A 5,637-nucleotide genomic window follows, 5' to 3' on the forward strand; every position below is an offset into this window, starting at 1 on the left:
TCGCCGGCCCAGTCCGCGACGGGTTGCGGGCGCGGCGCGTTGGCGTCGTGGACCAGGAACTCCGCCGTGTCGAAGCCGATGCCGCCGGCGCCGATGATCGCCACGCGCGGGCCGACGGGCGCGCGGTCGCGCAGCACGTCCAGGTAGGACAGCACCTTCGGATGCGCTATGCCCTCGATGCGGGGACGGCGCATCGTGACACCGGTCGCCACGATCACGTCGTCGTAGCCGGCCGCGACGAGTTCCTCGCGCGTGACGCGCTGGCCGAGCCGCAGTTCCACGCCCGTCAGCGCCAGCTGGCGGCCGAAATAGCGGATGGTTTCCGCGAATTCTTCCTTGCCGGGGATGCGCATGGCGATGTTGAACTGGCCGCCGATCCGCTCAAGCGCATCGAACAGCGTGACGGCATGGCCGCGCTGCGCCGCCACCGTCGCGGCGGACAATCCCGCCGGCCCGGCGCCGACGACGGCGATGCGCTTGCGCTGGCGTGTCGGCGTGTACACCAGTTCCGTCTCGTGGCATGCGCGCGGGTTCACGAGACAGGTCGCGCGCTTGTTGACGAACGTGTGGTCCAGGCACGCCTGGTTGCAGGCGATGCACGTGTTGATGCGGTCCGCGTGGCCCGCCGCGGCCTTGTTCACCCAATCGGGATCGGCCAGGAACGGCCGCGCCATCGACACCATGTCCGCGCTGCCCTCGGCCAGCAGCTGCTCCGCGTCGGCCGGCATGTTGATGCGGTTCGACGCGACGACAGGAATCCTGACGGCATCCCGCAGCCGCGCCGCAACCGACGCAAAGGCAGCGCGCGGCACCGACGTGACGATGGTCGGGATGCGTGCCTCGTGCCAGCCGTAGCCCGTGTTGAGGATCGTGGTGCCGGCGTCCTCCAGTGCCTGCGCCACCTGTACGACTTCGTCCCACGTGTTGCCGCCGTCGACGAGGTCCAGCACGGAGTGACGCACCATCACGATGAACTCGCGCCCGACGGCCGCGCGGATGCGGCGCACGATCTCCACCGGCAGGCGCATGCGGTTCTCGATGCTGCCGCCCCACGCGTCCGTGCGGCGGTTCGTGCGCGCGCACAGGAACTGGTTGATCAGGTAGCCCTCGCTGCCCATCACCTCGACGCCGTCGTAGCCGGCGCGTCTGGCAAGTGTCGCGCAGCGGACATAGGCCGCGATGGTCGACTCGATGCCGCGTGCCGTCAGCGCGCGCGGGCGGAACGGGGAAATCGGCGACTTGACGTTCGAGGCGGAGACGACGAGCGGCTGGTAGCCGTAGCGGCCCGCATGCAGGATCTGCAGCAGGATCTTGCCGCCCTCTTCGTGCACGGCGCGCGTGACGCGGCGGTGATTCAGGACGTCGGCGCGGAAGTTCAGCGTGCCGCCGAACGGCAGCAGCCAGCCCTGGCGGTTCGGCGAGATGCCGCCGGTGACGATCAGGCCCGCGCCGCCGCGCGCACGCTCGCGGTAGAACGCGGCCAGTTTCCCGTAGTTCCAGAAACGGTCTTCGAGCCCCGTGTGCATCGACCCCATGATCACGCGGTTCTTCAGCGTCGTGAAGCCGAGGTCGAGGGGAGACAGCAGGTGGGGATAAGCGGTGTCGGGGAGCGAGGCGGTCATGGGCACGACGTGAGTGATGATCCCGGCATTACACCGGGATTTCGTCGAGCCGTGGTTCTAATCGCGACACGCGCGAACGTCAGGCCGGATAACTCTCCGGCGTGCGCAGTTCCGCGAACTGCTCGATGCTGCCGATGCGCACGCTGACAGGGTTCAGGCTGGTATGCGGCGCCAGGGAGCGCCACGCGAACTTCCACTCCTTTTCGCGCGCGTCGGAAATCGGGCGGGAAAAGGCCGAGCCCAGGCGCGAGCGGATGCCGTATTCGACGGGGCCGTCGATGCCGGCCCAGTTGGGCAACGTGCGCTGGACGGCGCGGTGCAGGCGCTCGCCGAATTCTTCCGTGTTGTGGATGACGAGGCAGCTGTCGGCCGGGCCGAGGACGTCGAACAGGCTCCGGTTCCACGCCGTGGAAAGCGACAGGGTCAGGAAGCCGTTCTCGGGCTGGAGCTTGAACTGGCCGGTGGACAGCGCCAGTTCCAGCTCGGCGCGCAGGCCGTAGCGATGCAGGGTGGGGGGACGTTGATAGTCGTTCATGATGGTCTCGATTCGTAAAAACTAGTCCGGCCCGACCGGAACGTCGTGGCGGTGGATGCGCATGTAGCGGAACGAGACGGACACTTCGCGCAGCAGGAAAATGAAGCTGGCAATCAGGGCGACCATGGCCACCACGAACATGCCGGCGATGTAGCGGTCGAGCGGCAGATTGGTGGTATCGCCGAGGAACAGGCAGGCGATGATCACGCAGATCAGGAAGCCGCAGCCGGTGCTGGCCGTGATCGCATAATTGATCAGCCGCCAGCGCTGGTACAACACGTCGAGCTCCTCGCTGCAATCCGGATCCGGCCCCTTGCTCAGTTCGATCTTGAGGTCGCGGGTACGGTCGATGATGCGCGCGAGGCGGTTCATCAGTACCGTCAGCTTGGTCGCCACGCCGGTCAGCAGGAACACGGGCGCGATCGACAGCTGGATGACATGGCCGATGTCGTTGGTCTGGATATTCATGCGGGTAGCTTGTCGTTATTGTAAGAAGCTGGGGACAGTGTAGCAGGCGGCGGCCTCGGTCCAAATCGACGCCGTTTCAATCGAAACGGCCGTGTCGCTTGAACTGTTCCGTGGCGGCGACGAGGGCGCGGGCGATGCCCGCTTCCAGCGCGCCGTGGCCGGCGTCCGGGATCATGCGCAGGCGCGACCCGGCCCAGGCCTGGTGCAGGCGGTACGCGGACAGCGGCGGGCAGATCACGTCGTAGCGCCCCTGCACGATCACGGCCGGCAGGTGGGAGATACGGCCGACGTCGCGCAGCAGCTGGTCGGGCTCGAGGAAGCCGCCGTGCGCCATGTAGTGCGATTCGAGCCGGCCCACGCCCAGGTCGAGCGTGTCGGACGCGTGCTCTTCTTCCTGCGGCAGCAGGAACACGCGGCGGCCCTCGAAGCGGCTCCACGCGCGCGCGGCGGGCCAGTACTGCTGCGGATCGTCGCACAGCAGGCGCTTCGTGTACGCCTTCAGCAAATCGCCCCGTTCCTCGACGGGAATCGGTGCGATGAATTCGTCGTACAGCTCCGGATAGAACCACTGCACGCCGTACAGGAAGAATTCGATCTCGGCCGGCGTGCACAGGAAAATCCCGCGCAGGACGAAGCCGAGGCAGCGCTCCGGGTGCGCCTGCCCGTAGGCCAGCGCCAGGGTCGAGCCCCACGAGCCGCCGAACACGAGCCAGCGCTCGATGCCGAACATGGCGCGCAGGCGTTCGATGTCCTCGATGAGCAGCTGCGTCGTGTTGTTGCGCCACTCGCCCAGCGGCGTCGACTTGCCGGCGCCGCGCTGGTCGAACAGGATCACGCGGTAGGTGCTCGGGTCGAAGAAGCGGCGGTGCTGCGGCGACAGGCCCGCGCCCGGACCGCCGTGCAGGAACACGACGGGAATGCCGTTCGGGTTGCCCACTTCTTCCCAATAGATCGTGTGCAGGTCGTCCACGGCCAGCATGCCATGACGGTGCGGGAGGATGGGCGGGAACAGCGACGGCGGGGTGGCGGGCATGATCGGTCAGCGAAAAAACGACAACCGATTGTAGCCTACCGCCCGGCCATTCTAGAAGAAAGTGTTGAGCGCGAAGCGTACCGCGTAGTCGTCGTCCACGGCCAGCAGCAGCGGCCAGCGGTCGAACGTCGTGCACGGATGCGAGATGCCGCAGCCGACCAGGTCCCCCACCGCGAGCATGTCGCGCACGGGGCCTTCCGGCAGGCGCAGGTACGCGTGCTGGTCGTTCATCTTGACGATCTCGCAGCCGTCCGGCAGCGCGTGCGCGGCGCCGGGACCGGGCCGGTGGTGCCACAGCGGCACCGGCAGGCCGGCATCGTGCGACGCGTCGCGCTTGCCCATCGTGAGGATCGCGAGGCCCGGTTCGGGGCGCGACTGCACGACGCTCCAGATCTCCAGCGCCGGCCGCAGGCCCGCTTCCGGCTCGACGCCTTCGCGCGCGTCGAGTGCGGCGATGTGGCGCTGGTACATGCCGTGGTCGCTCGTCAGGTAGCAGCCGCTGCGCAGCACGGGCACGAGCGGCAGCGACAGGCCGTGCAGCTCCTGGAAGCCGCGCGCGACGAGGTCGAAGTACGACGAGCCGCCCGCCGTCACGAGGATCTCGCGCGTGCCGAACAGGCCTTCGTCATCGGCCTCGCGCACGAGCGCACACAGGCGCGCGACGAAGCTCGAGACGGCCCGCAGGTCGGCATCGTGGTCGTCCGATACCAGCAAGCCTTCATAGCCTTCGAAGCCGGCCAGCACGAGACCCGGCGCGCGCTCGATGGCCCGCGCCACCGTCAGCGCTTCCTCGGGCGTGCGGCAGCCGGCGCGCTTGCCGGACAGGCCCAGTTCGACGAGCACGGACAAGGGTCGCGTGAGCGGGTGATTTTCGACTTCCTCGGCCAGGCGCGCCGCGCCCGCGAGCGAATCGGCCAGCACGACGCATTCGAAGCCGGGATCCTCGTGCAGCAGCTGCAGCACCATGCGCACGTCGCTGCGCGCGACGAGCTGGTTCGCGACCAGCACACGGCGCACGCCGAAGCGGTGCGCGACCCGCACCTGCACGGCGTTCGCCAAGGTGATGCCCCAGGCGCCATTCGCGAGCTGGGCGCCGAACAGCTGCGGGCACATCGTCGTCTTGCCGTGCGGGGCGATGCGCACGCCGTGGCGCTCGCAGAAATCGCGCATCCATTCGAGGTTGTGGCGCAGCGCAGACGTTTTCAGTACCGCGACGGGAAAACTCGTGTCGCCATGCAGCACGTTCCAGCCCTGCACGCCGATCGCGCCCTGGCGCAGCGGCGCCGTCAACGGCAAGCCCTTCACACCGGGCTGCAGCATCTGTTCTTCGAGACTGGACAAGGCCAGCGCGCCGTGCGGCAATGCGTTCATGGTGTTTCCCTTCGCAACTCGTCCTCGAGATCGACGCGCAGCAGGCCCGGCGTCGGCATCACGCCCTTCGAACCGGGCGTGCGGAAGATGCCGGGCAAGAGGCCATCCTGCTGCAGCTGGGGCAGCAGCTCGGATAGCAGCTCGTCCAGCGAAAAGGCCTGGGGTTCATAGCCTTCCCATTCGAATTCCGCGCACAGCCGGGCGAATTCCTCGTCCGGCCACATCGCGAACACGAGCGTGCCGTCGTCCTTGTTCGCGAGCGCCCAGCCGTTGCGGTACAGGCCCCACACGGTGCCCGACGCGGCGACCCGCTTGACGAAATATTCATAGCGCTGCGGCGCCGGCAGGCGCACCACGGCCTTCACTTGTTCAGCATCGATCATTCAATTATCCCACGCGCGCCCGGCGGCGGCCGTCGGGACGAGCATACGACATCTGCCCTCCACCGCGGCGCGCAGGCCAACACCGGGGTCAGAGCCCGTTTTTTGGAAATTGCCCAAAATCGGGCTCTGACCCCGGTGTTTAGACGCAGATCGGCATAGGGGCGGCCAGTTGTCTGGCCGGTCCCCTGCCACACCACCCGGCGTGCGGGTCCGCACCGGGCGGTT

At 68.0% G+C, this 5,637-nt stretch carries 6 protein-coding genes; all 6 read right to left on the reverse strand.

Translation table 11 applies throughout. The features are described from left to right. On the reverse strand, positions 1–1,622 hold a 1,622-nt coding region (locus ACEN88_RS23100; RefSeq protein ID WP_413343397.1), incomplete at its 3' end, for an FAD-dependent oxidoreductase. A gap of 79 nt (positions 1,623–1,701) precedes the next feature. Next, entirely contained in the window at positions 1,702–2,157 is a 456-nt protein-coding gene (locus ACEN88_RS23105; RefSeq protein ID WP_413343399.1) for a hypothetical protein, read from the reverse strand. 21 nt (positions 2,158–2,178) lie between these two features. Continuing rightward, positions 2,179–2,625, reverse strand: coding sequence for a DUF2721 domain-containing protein (locus ACEN88_RS23110; RefSeq protein WP_413343401.1), 447 nt, complete (start codon positions 2,623–2,625; stop codon positions 2,179–2,181). Between the two features lie 76 nt (positions 2,626–2,701). Further along, positions 2,702–3,658 carry a prolyl aminopeptidase gene (pip, locus tag ACEN88_RS23115; RefSeq protein ID WP_413343403.1) on the reverse strand — a complete coding sequence of 319 codons (957 nt, stop codon included), beginning with the start codon at positions 3,656–3,658 and terminating at the stop codon, positions 2,702–2,704. Between the two features lie 51 nt (positions 3,659–3,709). After that, positions 3,710–5,029: an amino acid deaminase gene (locus ACEN88_RS23120; protein ID WP_413343405.1), complete on the reverse strand. Its 1,320-nt coding sequence runs from the start codon at positions 5,027–5,029 to the stop codon at positions 3,710–3,712. Beyond that, a complete protein-coding gene (locus ACEN88_RS23125) occupies positions 5,026–5,412 on the reverse strand; it encodes a DUF2750 domain-containing protein (RefSeq protein ID WP_413343407.1) in 387 nt (128 codons plus the stop codon). The genes ACEN88_RS23120 and ACEN88_RS23125 overlap by 4 nt, the downstream gene beginning before the upstream one ends. Positions 5,413–5,637: the final 225 nt, after the last annotated feature.

Origin of the sequence: Massilia sp. CT11-108, assembly GCF_047302915.1 — a bacterium.
Classification (GTDB): Bacteria; Pseudomonadota; Gammaproteobacteria; order Burkholderiales; family Burkholderiaceae_D; genus Telluria; species Telluria orientalis.